We start from the raw sequence: 26,405 nt of genomic DNA on the forward strand, positions 1-26,405 counted from the left end.
GTCAGAGGTCCGCGTAGACGTGGGCCTCGGCCTTGGCCCCGGGGTGGGTGACCGCGCCCTGCCAGGTCGGGCCGACCTGCTCGGCGTATTTCCAGAGCGCCCCGGAGGTGTAGATGGTCTTGCGCGGGCCCTTCCACCGGGCGCGGCGCGCCTCGAGCTCGGCGTCGGTCAGGGCGACGGCGATCGTGCCGTTGACCGCGTCGATGGTGATCATGTCGCCGTCGGCGACGAGGCCGATGGGGCCGCCGAGCGCGGCCTCGGGGCCGACATGGCCGACGCAGAAGCCGCGGGTGGCGCCGGAGAAGCGGCCGTCGGTGATCAGCGCGACCTTCTTGCCCATGCCCTGGCCGGAGAGCGCCGCGGTGGTGGCGAGCATCTCGCGCATCCCCGGGCCGCCCTTCGGGCCTTCGTTGCGGATGACGAGGACCTCGCCGATCTCGTAGGTGCGGTTCTGCACGGCGGCGAAGGCGTCCTCCTCGCATTCGAAGACGCGGGCCGGGCCGGTGAAGACCTGGTCCTCCGGCGCGATGCCGGCGACCTTCACGATGGCGCCCTCGGGGGCGAGGTTGCCCTTGAGGCCGACGACGCCGCCGGTGCGGGTGATCGGCGTGTCGATCGGGTGGATGACGCGGCCGTCGGCCTCGCCGCGGATATCGTCGAGCTCCTCGCCGAGGGTGCGGCCGGAGGCGGTCATGCACTCGCCATGGATCAGGCCGGCGCGCATCAGCTCCTTCATCACGACGGGCACGCCGCCGGCCTCGTAGAGGTCCTTGGCGACGTATTTGCCGCCGGGCTTCAGGTCGACGAAGTAGGGGGTGTCCTTGAAGATGTCGCAGACGTCCTGAAGCGTGAAGTCGATGCCGGCCTCGTGGGCGATCGCCGGCAGGTGCAGGCCGCCGTTGGTCGAGCCGCCGGTGCAGGCGACGACGCGGGCGGCGTTCTCGAGGCTCTTGCGGGTCACGACGTCGCGGGAGCGGATGCCCTTGGCGAGGAGGTTCATCACCGCCATGCCGCTGGCCGTCGAGTACTGGTCGCGGCTCTCGTAGGGCGCCGGCGCGCCGGAGGAGTTGAGGAGCGCGAGCCCGATCGCCTCGGAGACGCAGGCCATGGTGTTGGCGGTGAACTGGCCGCCGCAGGCGCCGGCGGAGGGACAGGCGACGCGCTCGAGGATGTCGAGCGCGGCGTTGCCGAGCGTGCCGGCCTGGTGGCGGCCGACCGCCTCGAAGAGGTCCTGCACGGTCAGGTCGCGGTTGGCGAAGTCCTCCGGCACCGCGGCGCCGGCGGGCGCGCGGCCGGGCAAGATCGAGCCGCCGTAGATGAAGACGGAGGGCACGTTGAGCCGGACCATGGCCATCATCATGCCGGGCAGCGACTTGTCGCAGCCGGCGAGGCCGACCAGCGCGTCGTAGCAATGGCCGCGCATGGTCAGCTCGACGGTGTCGGCGATGGCCTCGCGGGAGGCGAGCGACGAGCGCATCCCCTCGTGGCCCATGGCGATGCCGTCGGTGACGGTGATCGTGGTGAACTCGCGCGGGGTGCCGAGGGCCTGCTTGACGCCGAGCTTCACCGACTGCGCCTGGCGGTTCAGCGCGATGTTGCAGGGGGCGGCCTCGTTCCAGCAGGTGGCGACGCCGACGAGGGGCTGGTGGATCTCGGCGTCGGAGAGGCCCATGGCGTAGAGATAGGACCGGTGCGGCGCGCGCTCCGGCCCCTCGGTCACGTGGCGGCTGGGCAGCTTCGACTTGTCGAACTTCGGCGCGTCCACGGGCTTCTCCCCTTCGGCTCTTGATCTTGGCTCCGCCCCGCATAGGGGAGCGGCGGGGGATTCTCAAGCGGAGGCGCGGGTGGCGGGCTTCGGGTGGACGGGCGCGGCGGGGCCGCGTAGGGACGGGCGATGACGGGAGCCGCGAGCCGCCTCAAAGCCTGGGTCGCGCCGGCGCGGGCGCGGGCGGAGACGTGGCGCACCGCGGCGGGGTTCGGGCTCGCCTTCGCGGCGTGGCTGGCGACGGCGATCGGGCTAGCGGTGACGCTCGACCCGGCGGGACCGATGGCGGCGGCGCTGCTCTATCTCCTGTCCTTCGCGGGCATGATCGGCGGGCTGGCGCTGGCGCTCCGGCGGCTGCATCGGCGCGACCTCGCGAGCGTCGTCGGGCCGGCGGGGCTGACGACGCGGCCGCTCGTCCTCGGCGCGGCGGTGGCCGGCGGGGTCGGCATCGCCACCACGGTTCCCATCGCGCTGACCGGCGGGGCGGAGCTGCGCGGCGGGCTGATGTGGCTCGCCGGCGCGGCGGCGGCGCTGCCGGCGGTGGCGTTGCAGGCGACGGCGGAGGAGCTCCTGTTCCGCGGCTATCTCCAGCAGCAGCTCGCGGCGCGGTTCCGCTCGCGGCTGGTGTGGATGCTGGTTCCGGCGGCGGGATTCGGCGCGCTGCATTTCGACCCGGGGCTCGGAGCGAACGCCTGGCTGCTCGTCGCGGCGGCGGCGCTGATCGGGCTCGCCTATGGCGACGTGACGGCGCGCGAGGGCGACCTCTCGGCGGCGATCGGGCTCCATGTCGCCAACAACGCCGCGGCGATCCTGCTGCTGCCGCCGGCCGGCCCGCTCGACGCCTTCGGCCTCTGGGCCGCCCCGCCGGGGGCGGCCGACATTGCCGAGGTGCGGGCCGGGATCCTCGGCAGCATGGCGGTGACGGCGGTGGTGTGGGGGGTCTATCGCCTTCTGCGGCGGGGATAGGCCTGCGCCGCGGGGCGCGGTATCACGCGTGAAATTCCGATCAGTGCGCTGAAATATCTGGATAAAATCTGGCGCGGCAACGCTTTGTTCATGAAGGTTGACGCCCCGCGGGCGGGTCAGGCGTCCGGGTCGTCGATTGCGGCGCGGGCGGCCTTGACCGCGCCGCGGTGCGCCTTGCCGTCGAGACGGCGGCGGATCGAGCCCTTGGTCGGCCGGGTCGCCACCCGCGGGCGCGGGCGCTCCAGCGCGGCGAGGATCAGCGCGCGCAGCTTCTCGCGGGCGTCCTCACGGTTCAGGGCCTGGGTGCGGTGGCGGTCGGAGGTGACGATCAGGGCGCCTTCGGTCGTCCAGCGGCGCCCCGCGAGCCGGCGCAGCCGCGCCTTGGCGGCGGGATCGAGGCTCGGCGAGCGCGCCGCCTCGAAGCGCAGCTCGACCGCGGTGGCGACCTTGTTGACGTTCTGGCCGCCCGGACCGGACGCGCGGACGAAGCTCTCCGCGAGCTCCCAGTCGGCGATGGCGACGGCGTCGTTGATGCGCAGCACGGCAGGCGGTCCCCGGAAACGGCGAGGGGGGCCGCGGATCGCGGCCCCCCCTTTCTTCGTGAGCTTGGAGGCTGGCCGGTCAGGCCTCGCCCGGCTTGCGCGCCCTCAGGCGGCCGCCCCGCGAATGTGCCCGACCTTTAGCTCCAAGGTCCCGTCAGACATTGGATCACCTCCTTTCGCTGGTTTCGCTGAGTCCGATCGTGCCATCTCGGCGGCGAAACGCAAGCGTCTTGTCGCGGCGAAATGGATGCAATTCGCCCGGCCGCTTGCCGCGCCGCCCCGCTGCCGCGAAACCTCGCGCCATGGCTGCCCCCGACGCCGGGAGCGACCCGCGAAACGAGACCCCGCGGGTCTCGGGTCGACGGCGTCCTCGGGCCGAAGGCCGAGGCCGTGGTCTCGGTCCACGATTCGGGCTTCATGGTGGGCGACGGGGTTTGGGAGCGCCTGCGCCTCTACGGCCGCCGCCGGGCCTTCCTCGACGAGCGGGTGCGCGCCGGCTCTGCGCGGCGCTCGGGTTGCCGTGGGATGCTGGCCGGGCCGGCCGGGGGCGGGCCTCGGACGGGGTCCGGGCGGCGCAGTGGCGCGGCTCGGTCGAGGCCTCGACCGGCTTCGCGCCGCCGGCGCGCGACAGGGCGCTCGCCGCGCTGGCGGAGGCGGCGCGGCCCGCGTATGAGCGGCTGAGGCCGTTCGCGCTCTGACCCTGCCCGGAGGAGAGATGCCCGAGATCGAGGCGCGCCGCGCGCTGGCGCTGGCGGTGGCGAGCGAGGCCGGCGCGGTGGCGCTCGACTTCTGGCGGCGGCGGGCGGGGCTCGCCATCGAGGAAAAGGCGGGCGCGCAGGACATCGTCTCCGAGGCCGACCGCGCGGTGGAGCGGCTTATCCGCGCCCGGGTGGCGGCGGCCTTCCCCGAGGACGGCTTCCTCGGCGAGGAATACGGGCCGGAGCCCGGGGCGTCGGGGTTCACCTGGGTGATCGACCCAATCGACGGCACCTCGCCCTACCTGCACGGGATGCCGACCTGGTGCGTGGCGCTCGCCGTGGCGCGCGGGTCCGAGGCGGTGGTCGGCGTGGTCGAGGTCCCGACCCATGGCGAGACCTTCGCCGCGGCGCTCGGGCGGGGCGCGACGCTGAACGACGCGGCCTTGCGGATTCCCGAGGGGGTGAACGTGACGAACGCCGCGACGGCGGTGGGGGCGAGCCATCGCACCGATCCGGCGTGGATCGGGCGGGTGGCCGAGGCGCTGGGGCGGCAGGGGGGCGTATTCTTCCGCAACGGCTCGGGGGCCCTGATGCTCGCCCATGTCGCGGCGGGGCGGCTCGCGGGATATGTCGAGCCGCACATGCATTCCTGGGACGCGCTCGGGGCGCTCCTGATCATCCGCGAGGCGGGCGGCGTGACCGGGCCGTTCCCGGAGGCCGGCGACCTCGGGCGGGGCGGGGCGGCGGTGGCGGCGTCGCCGGCGGCCTGGGAGGCGGTCTCGGCGCTGGCGGCGCCGGTCGCGGCCGGGGCGGGCGACCGGACGGCGCCGATCCTGCCGTCGCGCGACCTCGACGCGGCGGCGGCCTTCTGGGCGCGGCTCGGCTTCGCGGTGCGCTACCTCGACCCGGCGCAGTACCTGATCGTCGCCCGCGGCGGGGCGGAGCTGCATTTCTGGCGCAAGGCCGACCTCGAGCCCGGGCGCAACGACGCCGGGGCCTACCTGCGCAGCGGCGACCTCGACGGGCTGGCGGCCGCCTGCGCCGCCGCCGGGCTGCCGGCGCGCGGCGTGCCGCGCTACGTGCCGCCGGAGGTCAAGCCCTGGGGGATGCGCGAGCTGGCGCTGGTCGACGCGGACGGCAACCTGCTGCGCGCCGGCACGGACGCCTGAGAGGGGGAGGGGAAGGTGGCCAAGCATTTCATCAACGCGCGCGAGACGATCGTCACCGAGGCGCTGGACGGGCTCGTCGCCGGCTCGGGCGGGCGGCTCGTGCGGCTCGACGGCTATCCCGAGATCAAGGTCGTGCTGCGCGCGGACCGCGATCCCGGCAAGGTGGCGGTCGTGTCGGGCGGCGGCGCCGGGCACGAGCCCGCCCATGCCGGCTTCGTGGGGCGGGGGATGCTGACGGCGGCGGTCTCGGGGGAGATCTTCGCCTCGCCCTCGGTGGCGGCGGCGCTCGCGGGCATCCGCGCGGCGACCGGGCCGGCCGGGTGCCTCCTGATCGTGAAGAACTACACCGGCGACCGCCTGAACTTCGGCCTCGCCGCCGAGCGGGCGCGCGCCGAGGGGCTGGCGGTCGAGATGGTGATCGTCGCCGACGACATCGCGCTCCCCGACCTGCCGCAGCCGCGCGGCGTGGCGGGGACGCTCTTCGTCCACAAGATCGCCGGGCATCTCGCCGAGGCGGGCGCGCCCCTCGCCGAGGTGGCGGCGGCGGCGCGGGCGGCGGCGGCCGACATCCGCTCGCTCGGCGTGTCGCTCTCGGCCTGCGCCATCCCCGGCCAGCCCTTCGAGGCGCGCATGGGCGAGGACGAGGCCGAGCTCGGCCTCGGCATCCACGGCGAGCCCGGGGTGGAGCGCATCGCGCTCCGCGAGATCGACGCGATCGTCGGGGTGATGGCCGAGCGGCTGGCGGCGCGGCTGCCGGCGGGGGCGGCGGACCATGCGCTGATCGTCAACAACCTCGGCGCGGTGCCGCCGGTCGAGATGGGGGTGATCGCCCACGACGTGCTGCGGTCGGCGATCGGGCCGCGGGTCGGGCTGCTGCTGGGGCCGGGACACTACATGACCGCGCTCAACATGAACGGCTTCTCGCTGTCGCTGATGCGGCTCGACGCGGCGCGGGCGGAGGCGCTGGCGAGCCCGGTCGAGCCCGCCGCCTGGACGGGGGTGCGGGCGCCCGGGGCGGTGGCGACGCTGCCCGTGGCCGGCGGCGTCCGCGACGCCGCGCCGGCGAGCGGCCATGCCGGCCTCGAGGCGATGCTGGCGGCGGTCTGCAAGCGGCTCGTCGCGATGGAGGCCGAGCTGAACCGGCTCGACGCGCGGGCGGGCGACGGCGACACCGGCTCCACGGTGGCGGCGGGGGCGCGGAGCGTGCTCGCCGCCCTGCCGACCCTGCCGCTCGCCGACCCGGCGGCGGCCTGCGCGCGCATCGGCGAGATCCTGTCCTCCAGCATGGGCGGGTCGAGCGGGGTGCTGCTCTCGATCTTCTTCACCGCGACCGGCCAGCGGCTCGGCGCCGGCGACGCCGCGCCGGCGGCCCTGGCCGAGGGGTTGGCGCGGGTGCGGCTCTACGGCGGCGCCGGCCAGGGCGACCGCACCGCGGTCGACGCGCTCGCCCCGGCGCTCGAGGCGCTGGCGACCGGTGGGACCGAGGCGGCCGCCCGCGCGGCCCGCGCCGGCGCCGAGGCGACGGCCGGGATGACCCGCGCCCGCGCCGGCCGCGCCGCCTACATCTTGGCCGGCGACCTCGCCGGCGTCCCCGACCCCGGCGCGATGGCGGTGGCCGCGGCCTTCGAGGCGGTGGCCGCGCAGGGCTGACGTCCCGGCCGGGTCACTCCCCGCCGGCGAGGGGGATCATCGTCCCGAGCATCGTCGCGACGTGGCGGCGCGGCGCGGCGGCGTCCTCGGCCCAGATCTCGGCCCAGATCTCGGCGGCGACGACGATCAGCCGGCGACCGGCGCGCAGCACCCTGCCCTCGGCGACGAGCCGCGCGCCGCGCGCCGGCGCGAGCAGGTGGATCTTCATCTCCGAGGTCAGCACCTCCTCGCCCGCCCCGGTCAGGCTCAGCGCCGAATAGCCCGCAGCGCTGTCGCCGATCGTCCAGGCGAGGCCGGCATGGGCGTAGCCGTGCTGCTGCGAGGTCTCCGGCCGCACCGGCGCGGCGATGGCCACGCGCCCCGCCTCGACGGCGACGAGCTCGGCCCCGAGGAGCCGCATCATCCCCTGCCGGGCGAAGCTCGCCCGCACCCGCGCGGCGAAGTCCGGGTCGCGCGGCTCAGCCACGGCCGTCGCCCGCGCAGGGCGCGCGCGCGGCCGCGAGCGGCATCGGCACGGCGACGCAGGGCTCGCCGGTCAGGATCGCCCGCGCTGGCGGCTCGAAGAGCGCGACCAGCGCCGGGTGGTCGGCGCGCAGGCCGCCCGTATAGGCGCCGAACGCCGGCAGGATCAGCCGCCGCGCGTCGTGCAGGAAGCAGGCGCGCACGATCGCCCGCCCCCGCGCCGACAGGCGGAACTTCGGGTGGAAATGCCCGGAGACCTCGCCGCCCTCGGCCTCGGCCAGCGCGGCGTGGCGAAAGACCAGCCCGCCGCGGCGCAGCTCGGCGAGATGCGCCCCCGGCAGCGCCAGCGGCCCGGGGTCGTGGTTGCCGGCGATCCATGCCCAGTCGCGCCCGGCCGCCAGCGCGGCGATCCGCTCCGCGTCGCGCGGCGCGAGCGCGCCGGCGCAGGCGAGGTCGTCGAAGCTGTCGCCGAGGCAGACCACCGTCGCCGGCGCCAGCCGCCGGATCTCCGCCGCCAGCCGGTCGAGCGTCTCCGCCGTCTCGTAGGGCGGCAGCAGCGCGCCGCCGCGCCGCGCCAGCCGCTCCGACTTGCCGAGGTGCAGGTCGGCGACGCAAAGCAGCCGCTCCGCCTCCCACCACAGCGCCCCCGAGGCGCGCGCCGCGAGCCGCGCGCCGGCGAGCGTCAGGTCCTGCGAGGCGCCGGTCATGTTCCCGGTTTGCCCCGGCGCGTCGCGCCGCGCAAGGGCCAACCGCACGCCGCGCCGCGCAGGGGCCGATCCGCAGGCCGCGCCGCGCAGGGGCGAGCCCTCGCCACCCGCCCGGGGGCCGCGGGCCCCCGCCCCGTCGTCGCCTGCGGTCAGGCGGACCGGCGCCGGGCGGCGGCGCCGAGGCTGGCGAGCCCGCCGATCATCAGCAGGCCCGCGGCCGGCAGCGGCACCGGCGCCGGGCTGGCGGTGCCGACCAGCGTCGCGGCGTGCATTTCGGTCAGCTTCTTGCCGTTCTTGCCGAGGAGGTCGAGGTTCGACCAGGCGCCGGAGGCCGACGAGGTGTCGAGCAGGTACGCGACCGTCTCCCGGCAGCCCTCGAGGATCAGCGCATAGGCGGCGCCCTTGGCGAACTTCAGCCCCGGCGCGAGCGACCACGACCCGGCCGTGCCGCCCTTCTCGCTGGTCAGCGCGAGGGCGCCGTCGGCGAAGGCGCCGTCGGCCGCCCCGGTCTCGACCCGGCCGAGATCGGTCCAGCCGGTGACGCCAAAGGCGCCCACGCCCTTCTTGAAGGCGTTCATCTCGGCCGCCCCGGCGCCCGTGCCAAGCTTGCCCTGGCAGGCGGTGGAGGCGCTCAGGCTCGCCGTGCTGCAGGTGGCCGCCTGGCTCGGCGCGGCCGCGAACGCGGCGCCTGCGACGAGCGCCGCGACCGCAAATCTGGAAATCACTGACATGTACGCTACCCTCTGTTGAGCAACCGGGCCCGACCGCCCCGGGCGTGACCCACGCCTGACCATGGGCCCGCCCGCAGGGCTCCTCAACTGGAATTAATACAACTGCCGCGTGCGACTCCGAGCGGCCGCGCGCGTCCGCATGCCGACGCCGAAGTCGCTCCACCGTACCTGCCGGACTACTACTTGGTTAATGCCCCATGAATTCGGGCAGGAAACTGCAAGACGAAAGCGCACTTCAACCGATTACCCGGCCAGGACGCTCCCGGGACCGCTTTCGTCATTAGTTAACGACGGCGCTCAGAACGACAGGGTGGCCGCCCCTTCCTTGATCCTGGCGTGCATGGCGCTCGCCCCGACGATGACGACGCCGTCGAGGAGGTCCTCCTGGGCGTAGCCGCGGGACTGCACGCAAGGCGGGCAGGCCCAGATCACGCCGCCGCGCGCCTGAAAGTCGCGGATCATCTCGCCGAGCGGCTGGAGCGGCGGCACATGGGTCATCGCCTGGCCGCCCTTGCGGACGAGGTCGATCGCCGTCGAGGTCAGGAACATCGCGACCTCGAGCCCGGCGGTAATGCCGCCGAGGGCGATGGTGAATGCGACGGAGGAGAGCTCCGAATCGATGCCGCGGGTCACGAGGATGACGAGCTTGTCGGCCATGGGATTGCCCTTTCGCGTTGTGGGACGATGCGGGAGCGGTATAGCCTCGGCCAGGACCCGTGGTCTTTGGCCGGGGGGCGGAGAGTGTTGATCGAAAGTCCGGGCGGGCCGGGGTCGGACGTGCTCTCGGGCGTGCTCCGCATGGTGCGCCTGTCCGCGGCGCTGCAGTTCTGCTTCGCGCCGCGCGGCGACTGGCGGACGGCCGGGCGGCGCGGGCTCGCCGACCTCGTCAGCCGCGCCGACGAGGCGATCCCATTCCATGTCGTGGTCGAGGGCACATGCTGGCTCGACGTGGCCGGCCGGCGGGAGACGCTGGCCGCCGGCGACGTCGTTGCCTTTCCGACCCGCGCGCCCCACGATCTCGGGGCTGGCGCGGGACGGCGGCCGATCGACCCGGTGAGCGACCTGCCGGAGCGGCCGTGGCGCGAGGCCCCGCTCCTCGACTACGCGGGCGAAGGCGTGCGGGCGCGGATCCTGTGCGGGGTGCTGGTCTGCGACGTGACGAGCTTTCCGCCGCTGCGCGCGGCGCTGCCGGAGATGATGCTGGCGCGGGCCGGGGAGGCAGGCCCCTGGCTCGCGGCGGCGGTGGCGCAGATGGCCGCCGAGGTCGATACGCCGCGGGCCGGCGGGATCTCGATGCTGGAGCGGCTGAGCGAGGTGGTGTTCATCGAGCTCTTGCGCCGCGAGATCGGGGGGGCGCGGGCCGGCGGCGTCGGCTGGCTGGCGGCGCTCGCCGACCCGCGGCTGGCGCGCTGCATCGCCGCCATTCACGCCGACCCGGCGCGGGACTGGTCGGTCGAGGCGCTCGCCGGCCTGGCGGGATTGTCCCGCAGCGCGCTGTGCGCCCGCTTCGCCGCCGTCCTCGGCGCGACGCCGATGCGCTACGTCCGCAGCTGGCGGCTGTTCCTGGCGCGGGACGCGCTGCAGAGCGGCGCGCGCCCGATCGCCGAGGTCGCCTGGGAGGCGGGCTACGGCGCTGAGGCCGCGTTCAACCGCGCCTTCAGCCGCGCCTTCGGCATGCCGCCGGCGGCGTGGCGCGACGCCGCGCGGGCCGGAGCGTAAGGCTCACTCCTGCAGGAATCCGTAGACCCCGTCCCAGGCGCGCACGCTGGCGCGGGCGGCCTCGGCGACGCGGGCGATCGGCCAGCCGGGCTGGAACAGCGAGCCGCCGAGGCCGAAGCCGTCGGCGCCGGCGTCCCGCCAGGTCACGAAGTCGCCCGGGCCGACGCCGCCGACGGCGAAGACCCGGGTGGCCGCCGGCAGGACGGCGCGGACCGCCTTGAGGCCGGCCGGCCCCATCAGGCTGGCGGGGAAGATCTTCAGCGCGTCGGCCCCCGCCTCGAGCGCGGCGAAGCATTCGCTGGGGGTGAGGACGCCGGGATAGGCGCCGAGGCCGAGCGCCTTCGCCCGGCCGATGACGCGGGGATCGCAGTTCGGCGAGACCACGAAGGTGGCCCCGGTGGCGGCGACGGCGTCCACCTCGGCCGGCGTCAGCACCGTGCCGGCGCCGATGCGGGCGCGGGCGCCGAGGGCGGATTGCAGGGCGGCGACGCTCGCGAGGGGCTCGGGGGAGTTGAGCGGGACCTCGATCCAGTCGATGCCGGCCTCGACCAGCGCCTCGCCGGTCTCGACGGCGCGGGCGGGCTCGACGCCCCGGAGGATCGCGATCAGGCGGCGGCTCATGCGGGGCTCCTCTGCGCGGTCAGGCGGGCATGGGCGGCGGCGAGGCCGGCGCGGGTCATCGCCGCGGCGTCGGCCTCGCTTGCGGCGACGCCGACGAGCGCCAGCGCGGCGCGGTAGGCGGCCGCGAGCGCGGGGGCGCCGACCAGCACGACCTCGCGGCCGAGCCAGTAGGGCCGGGCGGCGGCGAGCTCGGCGCCGATCAGCAGGCCGGAGAGCCGCGCCCGGGCGCGCTCCGGCGCGAGGCCGGCGAGCAGGCCCTCGGCGCGGATGCCGAAGAGCCGGCCGGCGAGGCGCTCGGGCCGGCCCAGCGTCTCCTCGACCGCCTCGGCGAAGTCGGCCTCCGACCAGCCCTCGGAGCCCACCGAATGCCGCAGCACCGAGGCGGACGCGAGGAGCGCGAAGAGCTCGCCGGTCATGAAGGAGGCGAAGGACACGACCTCGCCGGCCGAGACATGCGCCCATTTGGTGTGGGTGCCGGGCAGGCAGGCGACGCCGTCGAAGCCCGGCGCGCCGGCGACCAGCCCGGCGATCTGGGTCTCCTCGCCGCGCATGACGTCCCAGGCCCCGTCCTGACGCAGCCCCGGCAGGATGCGCACCGCGATCCGCGGATCAGTGGCCGGCGCCGCGACCGGCGGTCCGACCGGGGCGCAGGGCACGGTGACGTAGGGCGCCTCGATCCAGCCCTGCCGGGCGCCCACCATGCCGCAGGCGAGGAGCTGGGTCCGCCGCCCCGGGGCGAGCCAGGGCCCGATCAGGTCGAGGAGCGCCGGCTCGAACCCGTCGCGGGCGAGCCCGCCCATCCCGGCGGCGGAGCCCGCCTCGGCGCGCGGCCGGCCGGCCGCGTCCATCGCCCAGGCGCGCAGGTTCGAGGTGCCCCAGTCGACGGCGATCCACTCGACCTCCATCCGGTCGGCCGCGCCCGGCTCGGGCGCCTCGGCGGCGTGGGCTTGGCGCATCGACGTCCTCGGCGCGGGCGGGGAGGCCAGTATAGAAGCCGGGGGCCCCGGATCGCCAGAGCCGCCGTGTTCACGCGTGAAAATTCGCTAAGGTATTGATTTTACTTATGGGGATATTTCGTGCTTCCTGCCTCCGTCCTGCAGCGTGGCCCCGCATCCCCCGTCACGCCGCCAGCGCCGCCCGCCCGGCGAGGCCGCCCGGCGCGACGATCAGGCTGCGCGGCCCGCGGAAGCACAGCGTGCGCAGCCAGTCGAGCTCCTGCCCCGGCGCCAGCGCCATCGCCGGGAAGCGCCGCGCCAGCACCTCGAGGATCAGCCGCAGCTGCAGCCGCGCCAGCGGCGCGCCGATGCAGACATGGATGCCGTAGCCGAAGGAGGTGTGGTGCCGCGCGTTCGGCCGCCCGACGTCGAGCCGGTCGGCCTCCGTGAACTCCGCCGCGTCGCGGTTGGCCGAGGCGAGCGACAGCAGCACATGCCCCCCGGCCGGGATCCGCACGCCGCCGATCTCGACGTCCTCCTTCGCGATCCGCCGCCAGCTCACCACCGAGGAGGCGAAGCGCAGCCCCTCCTCCACCGCGTTGGGCACGAGGCCCGGGTCGGCGACGACGCGCGCCCATTCCTCAGGGTGCGACAGCAGCGCATGGATCAGGTTGGTCGAGGCGTTGGTCGTGGTCTCGTGCCCGGCGAGCAGGATGCCGAAGACGAGCCCGGTGATCTCGTTCAGCGTCAGCACGGCGTCGTCGCCGCCGCGGATCGCCAGCATCGCCGAGGCGTAGTCGGCGCCCGGCCGCCGCATGCGGTCCTCGACCAGCTCGCGGCAATAGTGCCAGTAGGCGAGCATGTCGCGGGCGGCGTCCATCTGCTCCGCCGGCGTCAGGTCGCCGAAGGTGAAGAGAAGCCGCTTGTCGGCCCAGCGCTTGATCTGCGGCGCGTCCTCCGCCGGGATGCCGAGCAGCAGCAGGATCGCCCGGATCGGCAGCTCGTAGGTCATCTCCGCGACGAGATCGACGGTCTCCGCCCCCTCCAGCCGGTCGGCGTAGTCCTCGACCAGCGCGCGCACCTCCGCCTCCATGCCGAGGAAGCGGCGCATGTTGAGGAACTGCGCCGCCGCCGCCCGCACCCGCGTATGCACGGGCTGGTCGGCGTTGGCCTGGATCTGCTGATGGGTGAAGCGGCCCTCGCGCAGGAAGCTGCACACCTCCGCCGGCAGGGGCCGCATCGGGTTGAGCGCGATCGAGGCGGAGAAGCGCGCGTGGTCGCGGAACACCGCCAGCACGTCGGCCCGCCGGGTGACCACATAGTAGCCGATGTCCGGCGCGAAGAACACCGGCTCCTCGGCGCGGGCGCGGCGCAGGATCTCGTGCATCCCCGCCTGCTCGAACGACCGGAACGCCCGCCCGATCCCGGAGACCGCGGCCCCCTCGGTCACAGGCTCCTCCAGCGCGACGAATCGCGTCATGGCCCACCCCACTCGGTACTCTACAAAACTCCACCCCCTCCCCGGACCGGAACGCCGGGTCCGGGAAGTTCGCCTCAACTTTTGCGAGTATCGAGCCGCCAAGTCAAAGCCGCCGACGACGCTTGGTTAAGCCCCGCCGCCGCCCCCCTTCTTCTCTCTCCTACCCTATCGGGCAGGTTCCCCCCGCCCTTGGGGGCGGGGGGGAAGGGGGGGTGGGGAGAACGCGCGCAACGGCGCGCAGGGGCCCCGCCCGCGCTTGCGCGGGTGGGGAGAGCGACTCCGGAGCGCAAAGGCGCTCCGTCGATTCCCGAAGGGTCCGAGCCGTCAGGCGATCGCCCTGCCCCGCCTCAGCGGACCCGCTCGTCCCGCGGCCGGACGATCGAGATGGCGATGGCGCCCGCGCCGACCAGCGTCAGGGCGAGCATCACGAACCAGCCGACGAAGGGCAGGAGCGAGAGCAGCGTCGCCACCACCGCGCCGACCACCCCGGCCAGCGCGTATTCCGGGAAGGTGTCGGGCACGAGGCCGCCCGCCCGGGTCAGCATCCAGGTCCCGAGCAGGTAGACCGCGACGATGTAGCCGAGCGTGCCGAGGATCCCGGCCGCCACCAGCGCCACCGGCGCGACCACGATGCCGATCAGCGTCAGCGCCAGCAGCACCGCCGAGCCGAGCAGCGCGGAGAGCGCGAGGAAGCCGGCGCCGAGCGTGCGGAACGGCGCCTCGCCGGCGATCAGCCGCAGCCGCTCGGTGCGGTGCGGCGCGATCGTCGGCGCCAGCATGGCGAGGACGGCGAGGACCACGACGCCGAGGAGCAGCCCCGCGATGATGGCGAACCAGCCCGGCCCCGCCATCCCGATCATGCCGTGGCCGGTGGCGACCTGCCGCGCGATGCGCTCCGGCGGCGCCACCGAGGCGGGCACCTCGACCTCGCGGCCGGCCTCCTGCACCAGCGTCAGCGTGCCGTCGACCCGGGCGCCCTCGCCGAACACGATGTCGTCGGAGGTGATCCGCGCGTCGCCGGCGACCGGCGCGGCGAGGTCGACCCGCCCGCCGGTCAGGAGCGCGCCGCCGCCGACCGGGGCCTTGACCTCGACATGGGCGCCGGCGGCGCGCAGGTTGCCGCCGACCGCGCCCTCGACGGCGACGTCGTAGCCGGCGACCGCCGCCGCGCCGGCGACCGGGGCGGCGAGGCGAACGTCGGCGCCGAAGGCGTAGAGGTCGCCGCCGATCGCGCCGGTGACCTCGATGCGCCGGCCGGCGAGATGGGCCGAGCCGGTGATCGGCCCCGAGAGCTCGACGCGCTCGCCGGCGAGGAAGGCGTCGTGCGCCTCCGGCCCGGCGAAGACCGCGGAGCCGCCGGCGCGGAAGACGTCGCCGGCGAAGTCGAAGGCGTCCTCCTTCTCCTGCGCGGCCGCGGGCGCGAGCGCGGCGCAGGCGACCAGCGCGGCCGCGACGAGATTGCGAATCATGGCCGTTCTCCCCTGAGCGGCCTCGCGGCCGGCCGCCCATGGGAGCCGCGCCCGCGGCCGCGGTCAAGCCCGTCGCGGGCCGCCCCGGCGGCGCGCGCGTCGGGCCCGGCGGGCCGCCCCGGCGGCACGCCGCGTGGGGCCTGTCGGGCCGCCCCGTCGGCGCGCGCGTCAGGTCCGTCCGGGCGCCCCACGCGGCGCGCCGCGTGGGGCCTGTTGGAAACGCCCCGGCGACATGCGCGCCGTGCCCGTCGGACCGCCGTGGCGGCAGGCGCATCGGGCCAGGCGGGACGCCGCGGCGGCCCGCGCGCAGGCCGGTCGTTCCGGCCCGGCGGCACGCGCGCCCGGCCGCGCCGGCAGCGCGCACGTCAAGCCGGTCCGGGGGCCGCGGCGGCGCGCTCCCGAGGTCGGCCCGGCCCCCGCGTCGCCTGCCTCACGCCCGGCGGGGCCGTGGCGGCCGGCGGGCGCGGCTCTCGCGCAGCCAGATGACGAGGCCCGAGGCGGTGATCAGCGCCGCGCCGGCGAGGACGGCGCGCTCCGGAACCTCGGCGAACACCAGCCAGCCGAAGAGGATCGCCCAGAGCAGCAGCGTGTATTGCAGCGGCGCGATGGTGGCGGCGTCGGCGAGCTTCAGCGAGCGGGCGATCAGCAGGTGCGCCACCATGGCGACGACCCCGAGGAGCGCGAGCAGGCCCGCGTCCCGCGGCGTCGGCGGCGCCCAGCCGTCCCAGGCGGTGACGAGCCCGGCCACGAGCGCGCCGACGATCTGCCAGAACACCAGCGCCCCGTCCGGCGTGGCCCGCAGCATCCGCGCGCCGAGCACCATGAAGGCGAACATCGCCGAGCCGAAGAGCGAGACGAGGACCGGCAGGTCGAGGCTCTGCGCCCCCGGCCGCAGCGCCACGACCACGCCGGCGAAGCCGACGAGGATCGCCGCCCAGCGCCACGGCCCGACCCGCTCGCCGAGGACGAGCGGCGCGGCGGCGGCGACGTAGATCGGCCCGGCGAGCCAGTAGGTCATCACGTCGGCGAGCGGCAGCGAGGCGACCGCGTAGTAGAAGCACCAGACCTCCAGCGTCGAGGCGGCGACGCGGAAGAACTGCACCTTCGGCCGCTCCAGCGGCCAGAGGCGGACGCCGCGGGTCCAGAGCACCGGGGCGAGGACGAGGAGCGCCGCGACGCTCCGCAAGAGCACGACCTGCCCGACGGAATAGGTGGCGACCAGCCACTTGCCCATCACGTCGTTGAGCGCGAAGAGCAGCATCCCGAGGAGCGCGACGGCGACCCCGAGGCGACGGGCGCCCGGCGGCGCGGTCATGGCCGGGGCCCGCGGCGCGAGCCTGTGGATAACGGCGTCGTCAACACTTTTATCCCTTCAGATCCTGTAGTTGACCCATGTCCCGCTGTGGGGCGTCCCGGGTCAGCCGAGCTGCGAGCCCGGGTTCATCCGGCCCTCGGGGTCGAGCATCCGCTTCAGGCCGAGGAGGAGCGCGCGCTTCTCCGGGTCGAGCCGGGCCTCGAAGTCGGCGCGCTTGAGGCGGCCGACGCCATGCTCGGCGCTGATCGAGCCGGCGAAGGCGTCGACCTCGGCGTTGAGGATCGCCTTGGCCCGCGCCTCCACGGGCTTCCAGGCGGCCGGGTCCATCGGCGTGCGCGGCAGCACGTTGAGATGGACGTTGCCGTCGCCGAAATGGCCGTAGGCGACCGCGAACACCTCCGGCATCGCCGCCTCGATCGCCGCGCAGGCGCGGCCGACGAAGGCGGGGAGCGCCGAGAGCGGCACCGAGACGTCGGAGCGCAGGAACACCCCGCGGCGCGCCTGCCCCTCGTTCACCGCCTCGCGCAGCGCCCAGATCCGGTCGGCCTGCGCCCCGCTCGCGGCGAGGATTCCGTCGGCGACCACCCCCTCGGCCATCGCCGCCTCGAGGAAGCCCTCGAGCAGCGCGTCGAGATCGACCGGCCCCGGCGCGGCGAGCTCGACCAGCACGTAGGCCCCGCAATCCCCGGCCAGCGCCGGCGGGTTGACCGAGGCCTCCCGCGCGATCGCCATGGCCACGGGCGTCAGGAACTCGAAGGCGGAGAGCAGGTCCGAGCAGAGCCGCCGCGCCAGGTGGAAGGCCCGCGCCACCGCCGGCAGGTCGGGCAGCCCGACCAGCGCCGCCGCCCGCGCCGTCGGCCGCGGCACGAGGCGCAGCGCCGCCGCGGTGATGACGCCGAAGCCGCCCTCGGCCCCGACGAAGAGCTGCTTCAGGTCGGGCCCCATGTTGTTCTTGCGCAGCGTGTTGAGCCCGTTCCACAGCGTGCCGTCGGCGAGCACCACCTCGAGCCCCAGCACCTGCTCGCGCATCATCCCGTAGCGCAGCACGTTGATGCCCCCGGCGTTCGTCGAGATCACCCCGCCGATCTGCGCCGTGCCCTGCGCCCCGAGCGACAGCGGCAGGAACAGGTCGCGCTCCGCCACGGCGTCCTTGACCGCCTGCAACACGCAGCCCGCCTCGGCGACGCAGGAATAGTCGTCCGGATCGAGCCGGCGGATGCGGTTGAGCCGCCCGAGGCTCAGCACGACCTGGCGCTCCGCGTCGTCCGGCAGCGCGCCGCCGACCAGCCCGGTCGCGCCGCCCTGCGGCACCACCCCGAGCCCCAGCCGCCCGCAGGCGCGGACCATCGCCTGCACCTCCGCGACGTCGCGCGGCCGCAGCACCGCCAGCGCCGCCCCGCGCGCCAGCCCGAACCAGTCGACGAGATGCGGGGCCATCGCCTCCGCCTCGACGACCACGCCGCCGGGAAACTCCCCGGCCAGCGCCTCCCGCGCCGCGCCGCTCACCGCCATCCCTCCCCTGCCCGCACCCGCGCGGCCGTGCCGCTCGCATCGCGGCCCGCCCGCGCTGCGCCGCTCGCCGCCGCGCCTCCCCTGCCCGGACCCGCGACGCGGACGCTCCGCCGGCCCGCCCGCGCCGCCGCCGCTAACCAGACCGCGCGAGCGTCGCGCGAACGTGCGCCTCCGGGGCTTGCGCGGCGACGGCGAGCGCGGCACGAGTGCGAGGTCATGTCGAGTCCTCTTGTAGATCGCGCCCCGGCGCGCCCGCGCCGACGCCCGGCGCTGCTCGTCCTCGGGGCAATTCTCCTCACGCTTGTCGTCGTTCTCGCGCTCGCCGTCGAGACCCGCCCGCGCGCGCCGCTCGCCGCCCCGGACGCCGCCGGCGCCCGCGCCGCGCTGACCGCCGGCCAGACCCTGCAGGCCTTCGTCGAGAGCGGCGGCGCCGACGGCCGCCTGTCGCTCGCCGCGGCCGAGGTCGACGCCCTCCTCGCCGCCGCCGGCCGCCTGCTGCCCGGCGCCGCGGCGGCGGCCCGGCTCGACGGCGGCGAGGACGTCGGGCTCACCCTGTCGCTCGGGCCGCCGAACCTGCCGGCGCCCTTCTGGGCCAACCTCCGCCTCGACCTCGCCGCCGGCCCGCAGGGGCTCAGCGTCACCCGCGCCCGCCTCGGCCGCCTGCCGCTGCCGCCGGCGCTGGTCGAGCGGGCGCTGGCCGAGGCGGCCGACCGGACGCTCGGCCTGCACGGCATCGGGCGCGAGGCGATGGCGGGGATCGTCGGCCTCACCGCTGCGGACGGCCGCGTCGACGTCGCCTTCGGCCTCGACCCGGCGACCCGCAGCGCGCTGGTCGACCGGCTGCGCGCCCGCCTCGACTTCGGCAGCGGAGAGAACGGCCCGGTGTTCGCCCAGCTCTGGTGGCTCGACAAGGGCGGCGACGAGGGCGCCCTGCCGCGCCACGGCTCGGTGCTCCCCTACGTCGAGGCGGTGGTCACCCGCGCCGAGGCGATGCGCCGGCGCTGGGCCGACGTCCCCGACCGCGACCGCCTCTCCGCCGGCTTCCTCGCGCTCGCCATCTACTGCGGCGAGCCGGCGATCGGGACCGCCGTCGGCGTGACCCTCCGCCCGCAGATGCGCGGCGAGGGCAACCATTGCGAGGGCACCACCCTCGCCCGCCGCACCGACCTGCGCCGGCATTTCCTCGTCTCGGCGGGGCTCTACGCCGAGGGCGGCGGCGCGGCGGCCTTCGGCGTCGGCGAGGTCAAGGAGATCCTCGACAGCGGCGCCGGCGGCACCGGCTTCAGCTTCGACGACATGGCGGCCAACCTCGCCGGGGCCCGCCTCGCCGCCGCCTTCCTCGCCGCGCCGGCGGACGAATGGCCGGCGATGCTGGCGCTGATCTCGGACGAGAGCGACGTGATGCCCGACGTCTCCGACCTGCCGCGCGGCCTGTCCGAGGCCGAGTTCCGCGCCCGCTTCGGCGAGGTCGACAGCCCGGCCTACCGCGACATGCTCGCCGAGATCGCCCGCCGCGTCGACGCCACTCCCTTCCAGCGCGCCGTCGCCGCCGCGAGCCCGGCCGCGCGGTAGGGGCCCCGGACAGCTCGCGTCTCCGGCCCCTGCCCCGGCGCCTGTCCCGGCGACATTCTCAGGGGAGCATCGGGCGGAAAGCGGGTTTCCGGGCGAGGCGAAGACAAGGAGAGCTGATCAGCCCGCGTCGCGCCCAGCGAGATCCCCGGGCAGTTCCCCGAGCCCCGAGGCGGACCGAATCGTCACCTCGACACGGGGCCGTGGGCGGCGAGCCAGGCCTCCAGAACGGCGATCTCCGCCTCCTGCGCCGTGACGACGTCCTGCGCGATCGCCCGGATCTCCGGATCGTCGCCGTACTCGAGCGCCACCCGCGCCATGTCGAGCGCCCCCTGATGATGCGGGATCATCGCGGTGGCGAAGTCGACGTCGGCGTCGCCGGCATAGTCGATCTCCATCGCCGCATGCATCCGCACGTTGGCCGCGCGATAGGCGGCGACCGCCGGCCCCTCGTCGGCGGCCGGCGCGCCGTGGCCGGCATGGGCCGGCGCCATGGCCATGTGCCCGGCGACATGGGTGGCGAGCGCCGGCGCGGCGAGCACGGCGGCGAGGGCGGCGAGGGCGAGGGCGGTGCGCATCGGGTCACTCCTGCTTGGCGTCTCGCCCGGAGATGGGGCTTCCAGCCGCTGGAAGGTCAAGCGCCCCGTCGCGAGACCGCCGACGCCCGGGGAAACCCCCGCCTCCGAAACGCCCCCATGTGAAGAAACGTTTGCACAGGTCGCTTGCCAAGCCCCGGCCGGCGGCTCCATACCAAGGTCAAAAGTCCAGCCCCGGGGAAGGAACCGCCGCCATGACCGACACGCCCGCCCGTCCGCTCCGTTCGCGCGCGTGGTTCGACAACCCCGGCAACCCGGACATGACGGCGCTCTACCTGGAGCGCTACCTCAACTACGGCATCAGCCGCGAGGAGCTGCAATCGGGCAAGCCGATCATCGGCATCGCCCAGACCGGCTCCGACCTCTCGCCCTGCAACCGCCACCACCTCGACCTCGCCAAGCGCGTGCGCGACGGCATCCGCGACGCCGGCGGCCTCGTGATGGAATTCCCCGTCCACCCGATCCAGGAGACCGGCAAGCGCCCGACGGCGGGGCTCGACCGCAACCTCGCCTATCTCGGCCTCGTCGAGCTGCTCTACGGCTACCCGATCGACGGCGTCGTGCTGACGGTCGGCTGCGACAAGACCACGCCGGCGCTCTTGATGGCCGCCGCCACGGTGAACCTGCCGGCGATCGCGCTCTCGGTCGGGCCGATGCTCAACGGCTGGTTCCGCGGCGAGCGCACCGGCTCGGGCACCATCGTCTGGAAGGCCCGCGAGATGATGGCCCGCGGCGAGATCGACTACGCGGGCTTCCTCGACCTCGTGGCCTCCTCGGCCCCCTCGACCGGCTACTGCAACACCATGGGCACGGCGACGACGATGAACTCGCTCGCCGAGGCGCTGGGGATGGAGCTGCCCGGCGGCGCGGCGATCCCCGCGCCCTACCGCGACCGGCAGGAGATGGCGTGGCGGACGGGGTTGCGCATCGTCGACATGGTGCGCGAGGACCTGAAGCCCTCCGACATCATGACCCGCGGCGCCTTCCTCAACGCGATCAAGGTCAACTCGGCGATCGGCGGCTCGACCAACGCGCCGATCCACCTCAACGCCATCGCGCGCCACCTCGGGGTCGAGCTCTCCATCGAGGACTGGGAGGAGCACGGCGAGCGTATCCCGCTCCTCGTCAACCTCCAGCCGGCGGGCGAATATCTCGGCGAGGACTACTACCACGCCGGCGGCGTGCCGGCGGTCTTCGGCCAGCTGATCGCGGCGGGCGAGATCGACGAGAGCGCGATGACGGCGAGCGGCAGGACCGTGGGCGAGTGCTACCGCGGCGCGGTGATCGTCGACGAGAACGTCATCCGCCCTTACGACCGGCCGCTGCGCGAGCGGGCCGGATTCAAGGTGCTGACGGGCAACGTATTCCACTCCGCCGTGATGAAGATGAGCGTGATCTCGAAGGAGTTCCGCGACCGCTACCTGTCGAACCCGGCGAGCCCCAACCGCTTCGAGGGCCGCGCGGTGGTGTTCGACGGGCCGGAGGACTATCACCACCGCATCGACGACCCCGCGCTCGGGATCGACGAGGACACCATGCTCTTCATGCGCGGCGCCGGGCCCAAGGGCTATCCCGGCGCGGCCGAGGTGGTGAACATGCGCGCGCCGGAATACCTGCTGAAGCGCGGGGTGGCGAGCCTCGTCTGCGTCGGCGACGGGCGGCAGTCGGGGACCTCCGGCTCGCCCTCGATCCTCAACGCCTCGCCCGAGGCGGCGTCGATGGGCGGGCTCGCGCTGATCGAGACCGGCGACCGGGTGGTGCTCGACCTCAACGAGGGCCGGCTCGACCTCCTCGTCCCCGAGGCGGAGCTCGCCGCCCGCCGCGAGCGGCTGGAGGCGGCCGGCGGCTACCGCTACCCGGACAACCAGACGCCGTGGCAGGAGATCCAGCGCGCCCTCGTCGGCGAGCTCGAGACCGGCGCGGTGCTGGAGCCGGCCGTGAAGTATCGCCGCATCGCCCAGACCATGGGCATCCCCCGCGACAACCACTGACGAACGCGGGACCCTGCGCCGCAGCCGCCTCCGGAACGGGAGCGTTGCGGCGGCGCGTTCCGCCATGGTAGCCTTCCGCCACGCAAGCCGCGGGGGGTGCGCATGCGCTCGATCCTCCTGTCCGTCTTTCTGGCGTTCGGCGTCGTCTCCGCAGCGCCGCCGGCCGGCGCGCAGGCGGAGGAACGCATCGTCCACGGCCGATCTCTCGAGATCGTCGGTCCCCGGATAGCCAAGAGCGGCCTCGGCCGCGTGGCCGAGGTGACCCCCTCCTCGGTGACGATGACCGAGCGTTCCGCCTACATCCCGGCAGGCACCCGGATGCTGCTGTTCAAGTCCGGCGCCCGGGATTCGCGCGGGCGGAACTGGGGGCTCGTCCTGACCGAGGACGGCCTCCTCCTGTTCGTGCGCACCGACGGCACCCACTACTACGACGAGAGCGTGATCAACGCCTACTTCAGCGACGAGGGCGAAATCCGGCGGAGCGCCGCCCGGGGCGAGACTCCGTCCATCGCCATCGCTCAGACCGGGTTGGACCTGAATGTCCCCGTCTACGGTCCGACCTCGATCTCGCCGTCGGAGGTGTTCTATTTCGAGCCCATGCAGGGCGACGACATCCGGCTGATCGTCGGCAGGGACAAGGTCGGCGCCGCCCGCTACGTAAAGGACGAAACGGTCGCGGTCCCTGCCGAAAGCTTTGCGGTGGTCGACATGGGCCAGATGACCAGCGCCTCCTTCCGGGACGCCTTCGAGGAGTACTCGATCGCGAGCAGGCTCGATGATGTCGTGTCCGCCATCAAGAGTGACGAAAGCATCACGGACGAGGCCGTCCGCGACAAGGTGTTCGAGGCGATCAAATTCAGGCTGATCACCACCAAGGATTGCAATGAGGAGATCAAGTTCTCGGCCGGTATGGACGGGACAGTGCAGGCGAAGTTCGACGTGTTCTTCTCTCCGATCAAGGCCGACCTTGCCCTTAGCGGCAGCTACAACTCTACGACGACGCTGCCGAGGGGCGTAAGTTTCAAGATCAACAGATACAAGTACGGTGATAGTATAACGGAGATAAAGGATCAGTCAGCCTACAAGGATGATGACTGCGATCAGGCTCCCAGCTACCGGAGCGTCTCGGCATACGAATCGAACGGCAAATCCGGCGAGATAAATCCCGATTTTCTGAAGAGCATCGTGCAGTTCAACGCCGTAGGGCGGCCCGTCTATACGTGCCGGGACGAATACCTCGGCATCCTCGACTCCCTGATCAAGGACCAGTCGTTGAGCCGCGCCACGGCGGCGTTCCTGATCGCGAACTATGCGCGCTACGAGGGCGGCAGCGACGCCGCAGCCTGCGCCGCGCGCGTGGTGGACGCGCCGGCCGGAGCCGAGGCCGCGGGCGCGGACGGCTGATCGCCCGGGCCCGGACGACGCGGGCGCCGCCGGTCAAGGAAGCGCAAGCCGGCTTCCGCGCGCCTTCAACCCGCGTCGCCCCGCGTTAGCGTCCGGTTAAAAAGGGGCAAGCCGCATTCCAGCCGGATTCCAGCCCCATTCCAGCCCGGGTTTTTCCTGCCGTCCCAAGGGGGTGGCAGGCCCCGAGCGGGAAGCCGGTCATCCCGCCTTGCGCGTCACGCAGCGGAAGCCGAGATGGCTCATCCCGGTATCGACCATCTGCGGATGCCGCGCCGCCGGCCGGTAGCGGCGGCAATAGGACGGCGCGCACAGAAAGGACCCGCCTTTCAGCACCTTGCGCGGAATCCGCACCGCCGGCTGCCCCGGATCGTAGCTCCCCGCCACCCCCGGCCCCCGCGGGTTCTCGACATGGCAGCACCCGCCCTCGCCCTCGTGACCGGCCGCATACCAGTCCGTCGTCCACTCCCAGACGTTCCCGCATACCTCGTGAAGCCCATACCCGTTCGCCGGAAACGCCCGCACCGGACAGGTCCGCGCAAACCCGTCCTCGAGCAGGTTCTGCCAGGGAAAGGCCCCCTGCCAGGTGTTGGCGACATGCACGCCCCCGGGCGCAAGCTCGTCGCCCCAGGCGAACTCCGCCCCGTCGAGCCCGCCCCGCGCGGCATATTCCCATTCCGCTTCCGTAGGCAACGCCCGGCCCGCCCAGCCGGCGTAGGCCTCGGCGTCCTCGAAGGCGACATGCACCACCGGGTGCTCCTCGCGCCCGTCGAGCCCGGATCCCGGCCCCTCCGGCCGGCGCCAGCAGGCCCCCGGCGTCCAGAACCACCAGTTGCGGAAGTCCCGCGTGTCGACCGGCCCCGCGGTCATCCGGAAAACGAGGCTTCCCGGGACCAGCGTCGCCGGGTCGGCGCCCGGATAGAGCCGCGGATCGAGCTGCCGCTCCGCCACCGTGCGATAGCGCGTCGCCGCCACGAAGGCGGCGAACTGGCGGTTGGTGACCGTGGTCTCCTCGATCGAGAAGGCGTCGAGGCGCACCCGATGCGCCGGCGCCTCCTCGGAATAGTGCCGGTCCGAGCCCATCAGGAACTCGCCCGCCGGGATGCGCCGCAGCGGCGTCAGCCCCTGCCGCGGCGCCGCGGCGCGGCCTCCCCGGTCCATCCTGCCCATGCCGCCCTCCCGCGCCCGTCGCCGCCCGCCAGATCGGCCATCCATGCCCGCCGCCCGCCCCGGACGCAAGCGACCCGGGCGGCGCGTCGGCGCCCGGCGCGGCGTGGCCGATCGGCGCCGGACCTGCTCATCCTGAACCTTGTCGAGCCGCCCCTCCGCTCGGAGGCGAGGGCTGCGGGCATGGCCACGCCGCGCCGCCCGACCTGGCCCCCGGGAACACGGCGCCCGCAAGAGCCTGTTCCCCGGAGCCACCGTCGCGTTGATGCCGGAAAGGGGTGCGGCGGCGTGAGTCGTCAAGGATTTACCGGCGCTGGCGCCGGCGCCGCAGGCGTCCTTGACGACTCATGCCGCCGTGCCCCCGGCATCAATCAACGCGGCGGTGGCTCCGGGGAGCAGGCTCGGGCCATGTTCCCTGGTGAACCCGAGCCACCTTCAGCGCGCGCCTTCGCGCGCCGGGCCGAGGGGGGCTCGATGCCCCCCTCGGCCCGACCCCCCCCGTCAGTGCAGCCTGGTCAGCAGCTCGTCGAGCGACTTCTTGGCGTCGCCGTAGAACATCCGCGCGTTCTCCTTGTAGAACAGCGGATTCTCGATGCCCGAGTAGCCCGTGCCCTGCCCGCGCTTCAGCACCAGCACGTTCTTCGCCTTCCACACCTCGAGCACCGGCATCCCGGCGATCGGCGAGTTCGGGTCCTCCTGCGCCGCCGGGTTCACGATGTCGTTCGAGCCGATGACTATGGCGACGTCGGTGGAGGGGAAGTCGTCGTTGATCTCGTCCATCTCCATGACGATGTCGTAGGGCACCTTCGCCTCGGCGAGCAGCACGTTCATGTGGCCCGGCAGGCGCCCCGCGACCGGGTGGATGCCGAAGCGGACCTCCTTCTTCTTCGCCCGCAGCCGGCGCACCAGCTCGGAGACCGATTGCTGCGCCTGCGCCACCGCCATGCCGTAGCCGGGCACGATGATGACGCTCTCGGCGTCGTCGAGCATCGCGGCGACGCCGTCGACGTCGATCGCCACCATCTCGCCCTCGATCTCCTGCGCCGGGCCGCTCGCGCCGCCGAAGCCGCCGAGGATGACGCTGATGAAGTTCCGGTTCATCGCCCGGCACATGATGTAGGAGAGGATGGCGCCCGAGGAGCCGACCAGCGCGCCGGTGACGATCAGCAGGTTGTTCGACAGCGTGAAGCCGATCGCCGCCGCCGCCCAGCCCGAGTAGCTGTTCAGCATCGAGATCACCACCGGCATGTCGGCGCCGCCGATCGCCATGATCAGGTGCCAGCCGATCGCCCCGGCGATGATCGCGACGAGGATCATCGTCCAGACCCCGGCGCCGCTGAAGTAGAGGATGCCGAGCAGCAGGCAGACGAGCCCGGCGCCGATGTTGATCGCGTGCCGGCCGGGCAGGGTCAGCGCCTTCGACTGCACCTTCCCGGCCAGCTTGCCGTAGGCGACGATCGAGCCGGTGAAGGTGATCGCGCCGATCAGGATGCCGAGGAACACCTCGACCCGCATGATCGAGAGCTCGACCGGGGCCTTGTGCGCCAGCGTGGCGGCGAAGCCGTGCAGCTGGTCGACCGTGCCGTCGGCGACCGCGCGGGCGGCGCGGGCCGCCTCGAAGTCGGCGTTGAGCCCGATGAACACCGCCGCGAGGCCGACGAGGCTGTGGAAGCCCGCCACCAGCTCCGGCATCTGCGTCATCTGCACCCGCTGCGCGACGACCGCGCCGACGGCGCCGCCGATCGCGATCATGACGAGCATGATCCAGACGCCGCCCGAGCCCCCGCCGAGGATGGTGGCGATGACCGCCAGCGCCATGCCGACGATGCCGAACCAGATGGCGCGCTTGGCCTTCTCCTGGTTGGAGAGCCCGCCGAGCGCGAGGATGAAGAGGACCGCCGCCGCGATGTAGGCGGCCGTGACCAGACCGTGATGCATGT

The 26,405-nt window shown here is 74.2% G+C and carries 23 protein-coding genes and 1 pseudogene; 9 read left to right on the forward strand and 15 right to left on the reverse strand.

Going from position 1 to position 26,405, the window contains the following annotated elements; all coding sequences use genetic code 11:
- Position 1 precedes the first annotated feature (1 nt).
- Complete coding sequence (gene ilvD, locus KBB57_RS07825) at positions 2–1,765, reverse strand: dihydroxy-acid dehydratase (RefSeq protein WP_290748374.1); 1,764 nt, start codon at positions 1,763–1,765, stop codon at positions 2–4.
- Between the two features lie 129 nt (positions 1,766–1,894).
- Here ilvD and KBB57_RS07830 point away from each other — a divergent pair, with 129 nt between their 5' ends.
- On the forward strand, positions 1,895–2,731 hold the full coding sequence (locus KBB57_RS07830; protein WP_290748376.1) for a CPBP family intramembrane glutamic endopeptidase: 837 nt from the start codon (positions 1,895–1,897) through the stop codon (positions 2,729–2,731).
- Positions 2,732–2,847: 116 nt separating this feature from the next.
- Here KBB57_RS07830 and arfB read toward each other — a convergent pair whose 3' ends face one another.
- A complete protein-coding gene (gene arfB / locus KBB57_RS07835; RefSeq protein WP_290748377.1) occupies positions 2,848–3,273 on the reverse strand; it encodes an alternative ribosome rescue aminoacyl-tRNA hydrolase ArfB in 426 nt (141 codons plus the stop codon).
- Positions 3,274–3,575: 302 nt separating this feature from the next.
- Here arfB and KBB57_RS07840 point away from each other — a divergent pair.
- From KBB57_RS07840 to KBB57_RS07855, 4 genes and pseudogenes are all read left to right on the forward strand, one after another.
- Positions 3,576–3,756, forward strand: a pseudogene (locus tag KBB57_RS07840) (aminotransferase class IV); the annotation flags it as partial.
- Between the two features lie 32 nt (positions 3,757–3,788).
- Entirely contained in the window at positions 3,789–3,971 is a 183-nt protein-coding gene (locus KBB57_RS07845; protein ID WP_290748380.1) for a hypothetical protein, read from the forward strand.
- Between the two features lie 17 nt (positions 3,972–3,988).
- Positions 3,989–5,140: an inositol monophosphatase family protein gene (locus tag KBB57_RS07850; RefSeq protein ID WP_290748381.1), complete on the forward strand. Its 1,152-nt coding sequence runs from the start codon at positions 3,989–3,991 to the stop codon at positions 5,138–5,140.
- A gap of 15 nt (positions 5,141–5,155) precedes the next feature.
- Positions 5,156–6,790, forward strand: a complete 1,635-nt coding sequence (locus tag KBB57_RS07855; protein ID WP_290748382.1) for a dihydroxyacetone kinase subunit DhaK — start codon at positions 5,156–5,158, stop codon at positions 6,788–6,790.
- Positions 6,791–6,803: 13 nt separating this feature from the next.
- Here the strand turns inward: KBB57_RS07855 and KBB57_RS07860 are convergent, their stop codons facing one another.
- From KBB57_RS07860 to KBB57_RS07875, 4 genes are all read right to left on the reverse strand, one after another.
- Positions 6,804–7,193 carry a PaaI family thioesterase gene (locus KBB57_RS07860; RefSeq protein ID WP_290748428.1) on the reverse strand — a complete coding sequence of 130 codons (390 nt, stop codon included), beginning with the start codon at positions 7,191–7,193 and terminating at the stop codon, positions 6,804–6,806.
- Positions 7,194–7,248: 55 nt separating this feature from the next.
- Complete coding sequence (gene pdeM, locus KBB57_RS07865) at positions 7,249–7,959, reverse strand: ligase-associated DNA damage response endonuclease PdeM (protein ID WP_290748383.1); 711 nt, start codon at positions 7,957–7,959, stop codon at positions 7,249–7,251.
- A 149-nt stretch (positions 7,960–8,108) separates the two neighbouring features.
- Complete coding sequence (locus KBB57_RS07870) at positions 8,109–8,690, reverse strand: VPLPA-CTERM sorting domain-containing protein (RefSeq protein WP_290748385.1); 582 nt, start codon at positions 8,688–8,690, stop codon at positions 8,109–8,111.
- A 297-nt stretch (positions 8,691–8,987) separates the two neighbouring features.
- A complete protein-coding gene (locus KBB57_RS07875; protein WP_290748386.1) occupies positions 8,988–9,347 on the reverse strand; it encodes a DsrE family protein in 360 nt (119 codons plus the stop codon).
- Positions 9,348–9,434: 87 nt separating this feature from the next.
- On the opposite strand from KBB57_RS07875, the gene KBB57_RS07880 reads away from it, so the two are divergent.
- Complete coding sequence (locus tag KBB57_RS07880) at positions 9,435–10,409, forward strand: AraC family transcriptional regulator (protein WP_290748389.1); 975 nt, start codon at positions 9,435–9,437, stop codon at positions 10,407–10,409.
- Positions 10,410–10,412: 3 nt separating this feature from the next.
- Here the strand turns inward: KBB57_RS07880 and KBB57_RS07885 are convergent, their stop codons facing one another.
- From KBB57_RS07885 to KBB57_RS07910, 6 genes are all read right to left on the reverse strand, one after another.
- Complete coding sequence (locus tag KBB57_RS07885; RefSeq protein WP_290748392.1) at positions 10,413–11,030, reverse strand: 2-dehydro-3-deoxy-6-phosphogalactonate aldolase; 618 nt, start codon at positions 11,028–11,030, stop codon at positions 10,413–10,415.
- A complete protein-coding gene (locus tag KBB57_RS07890) occupies positions 11,027–11,935 on the reverse strand; it encodes a 2-dehydro-3-deoxygalactonokinase (RefSeq protein WP_290748431.1) in 909 nt (302 codons plus the stop codon). Before KBB57_RS07890 ends, KBB57_RS07885 begins: the two co-directional genes overlap by 4 nt.
- 214 nt (positions 11,936–12,149) lie before the next feature.
- Positions 12,150–13,445: a cytochrome P450 gene (locus tag KBB57_RS07895; protein ID WP_290748395.1), complete on the reverse strand. Its 1,296-nt coding sequence runs from the start codon at positions 13,443–13,445 to the stop codon at positions 12,150–12,152.
- Between the two features lie 347 nt (positions 13,446–13,792).
- Positions 13,793–14,914 carry a hypothetical protein gene (locus KBB57_RS07900; RefSeq protein ID WP_290748397.1) on the reverse strand — a complete coding sequence of 374 codons (1,122 nt, stop codon included), beginning with the start codon at positions 14,912–14,914 and terminating at the stop codon, positions 13,793–13,795.
- Positions 14,915–15,344: 430 nt separating this feature from the next.
- Positions 15,345–16,229 carry a DMT family transporter gene (locus KBB57_RS07905; protein ID WP_290748400.1) on the reverse strand — a complete coding sequence of 295 codons (885 nt, stop codon included), beginning with the start codon at positions 16,227–16,229 and terminating at the stop codon, positions 15,345–15,347.
- A 102-nt stretch (positions 16,230–16,331) separates the two neighbouring features.
- Positions 16,332–17,741 (reverse strand): FAD-binding oxidoreductase, encoded by a 1,410-nt coding sequence (locus KBB57_RS07910; protein WP_290748402.1) that lies wholly within the window; start codon positions 17,739–17,741, stop codon positions 16,332–16,334.
- 216 nt (positions 17,742–17,957) lie between these two features.
- Between KBB57_RS07910 and KBB57_RS07915 the strand changes: the two genes are divergently transcribed.
- Positions 17,958–19,313 (forward strand): hypothetical protein, encoded by a 1,356-nt coding sequence (locus tag KBB57_RS07915; protein ID WP_290748403.1) that lies wholly within the window; start codon positions 17,958–17,960, stop codon positions 19,311–19,313.
- Between the two features lie 182 nt (positions 19,314–19,495).
- On the opposite strand, the gene KBB57_RS07920 is transcribed toward KBB57_RS07915, so the two are convergent.
- A complete protein-coding gene (locus KBB57_RS07920; RefSeq protein WP_290748405.1) occupies positions 19,496–19,888 on the reverse strand; it encodes a DUF305 domain-containing protein in 393 nt (130 codons plus the stop codon).
- A gap of 212 nt (positions 19,889–20,100) precedes the next feature.
- Here KBB57_RS07920 and KBB57_RS07925 point away from each other — a divergent pair, with 212 nt between their 5' ends.
- Positions 20,101–21,897: an IlvD/Edd family dehydratase gene (locus KBB57_RS07925; protein WP_290748408.1), complete on the forward strand. Its 1,797-nt coding sequence runs from the start codon at positions 20,101–20,103 to the stop codon at positions 21,895–21,897.
- A gap of 102 nt (positions 21,898–21,999) precedes the next feature.
- Complete coding sequence (locus KBB57_RS07930; RefSeq protein WP_290748411.1) at positions 22,000–23,301, forward strand: hypothetical protein; 1,302 nt, start codon at positions 22,000–22,002, stop codon at positions 23,299–23,301.
- Between the two features lie 198 nt (positions 23,302–23,499).
- Here the strand turns inward: KBB57_RS07930 and KBB57_RS07935 are convergent, their stop codons facing one another.
- Together KBB57_RS07935 and KBB57_RS07940 are read right to left on the reverse strand one after the other, a co-directional pair.
- On the reverse strand, positions 23,500–24,468 hold the full coding sequence (locus tag KBB57_RS07935; protein WP_290748414.1) for a formylglycine-generating enzyme family protein: 969 nt from the start codon (positions 24,466–24,468) through the stop codon (positions 23,500–23,502).
- A gap of 498 nt (positions 24,469–24,966) precedes the next feature.
- Positions 24,967–26,403, reverse strand: a complete 1,437-nt coding sequence (locus tag KBB57_RS07940) for an NAD(P)(+) transhydrogenase (Re/Si-specific) subunit beta (protein WP_290748416.1) — start codon at positions 26,401–26,403, stop codon at positions 24,967–24,969.
- Positions 26,404–26,405 lie beyond the last annotated feature (2 nt).

Source organism: Amaricoccus sp., from assembly GCF_017993425.1.
GTDB lineage: Bacteria > Pseudomonadota > Alphaproteobacteria > Rhodobacterales > Rhodobacteraceae > Amaricoccus.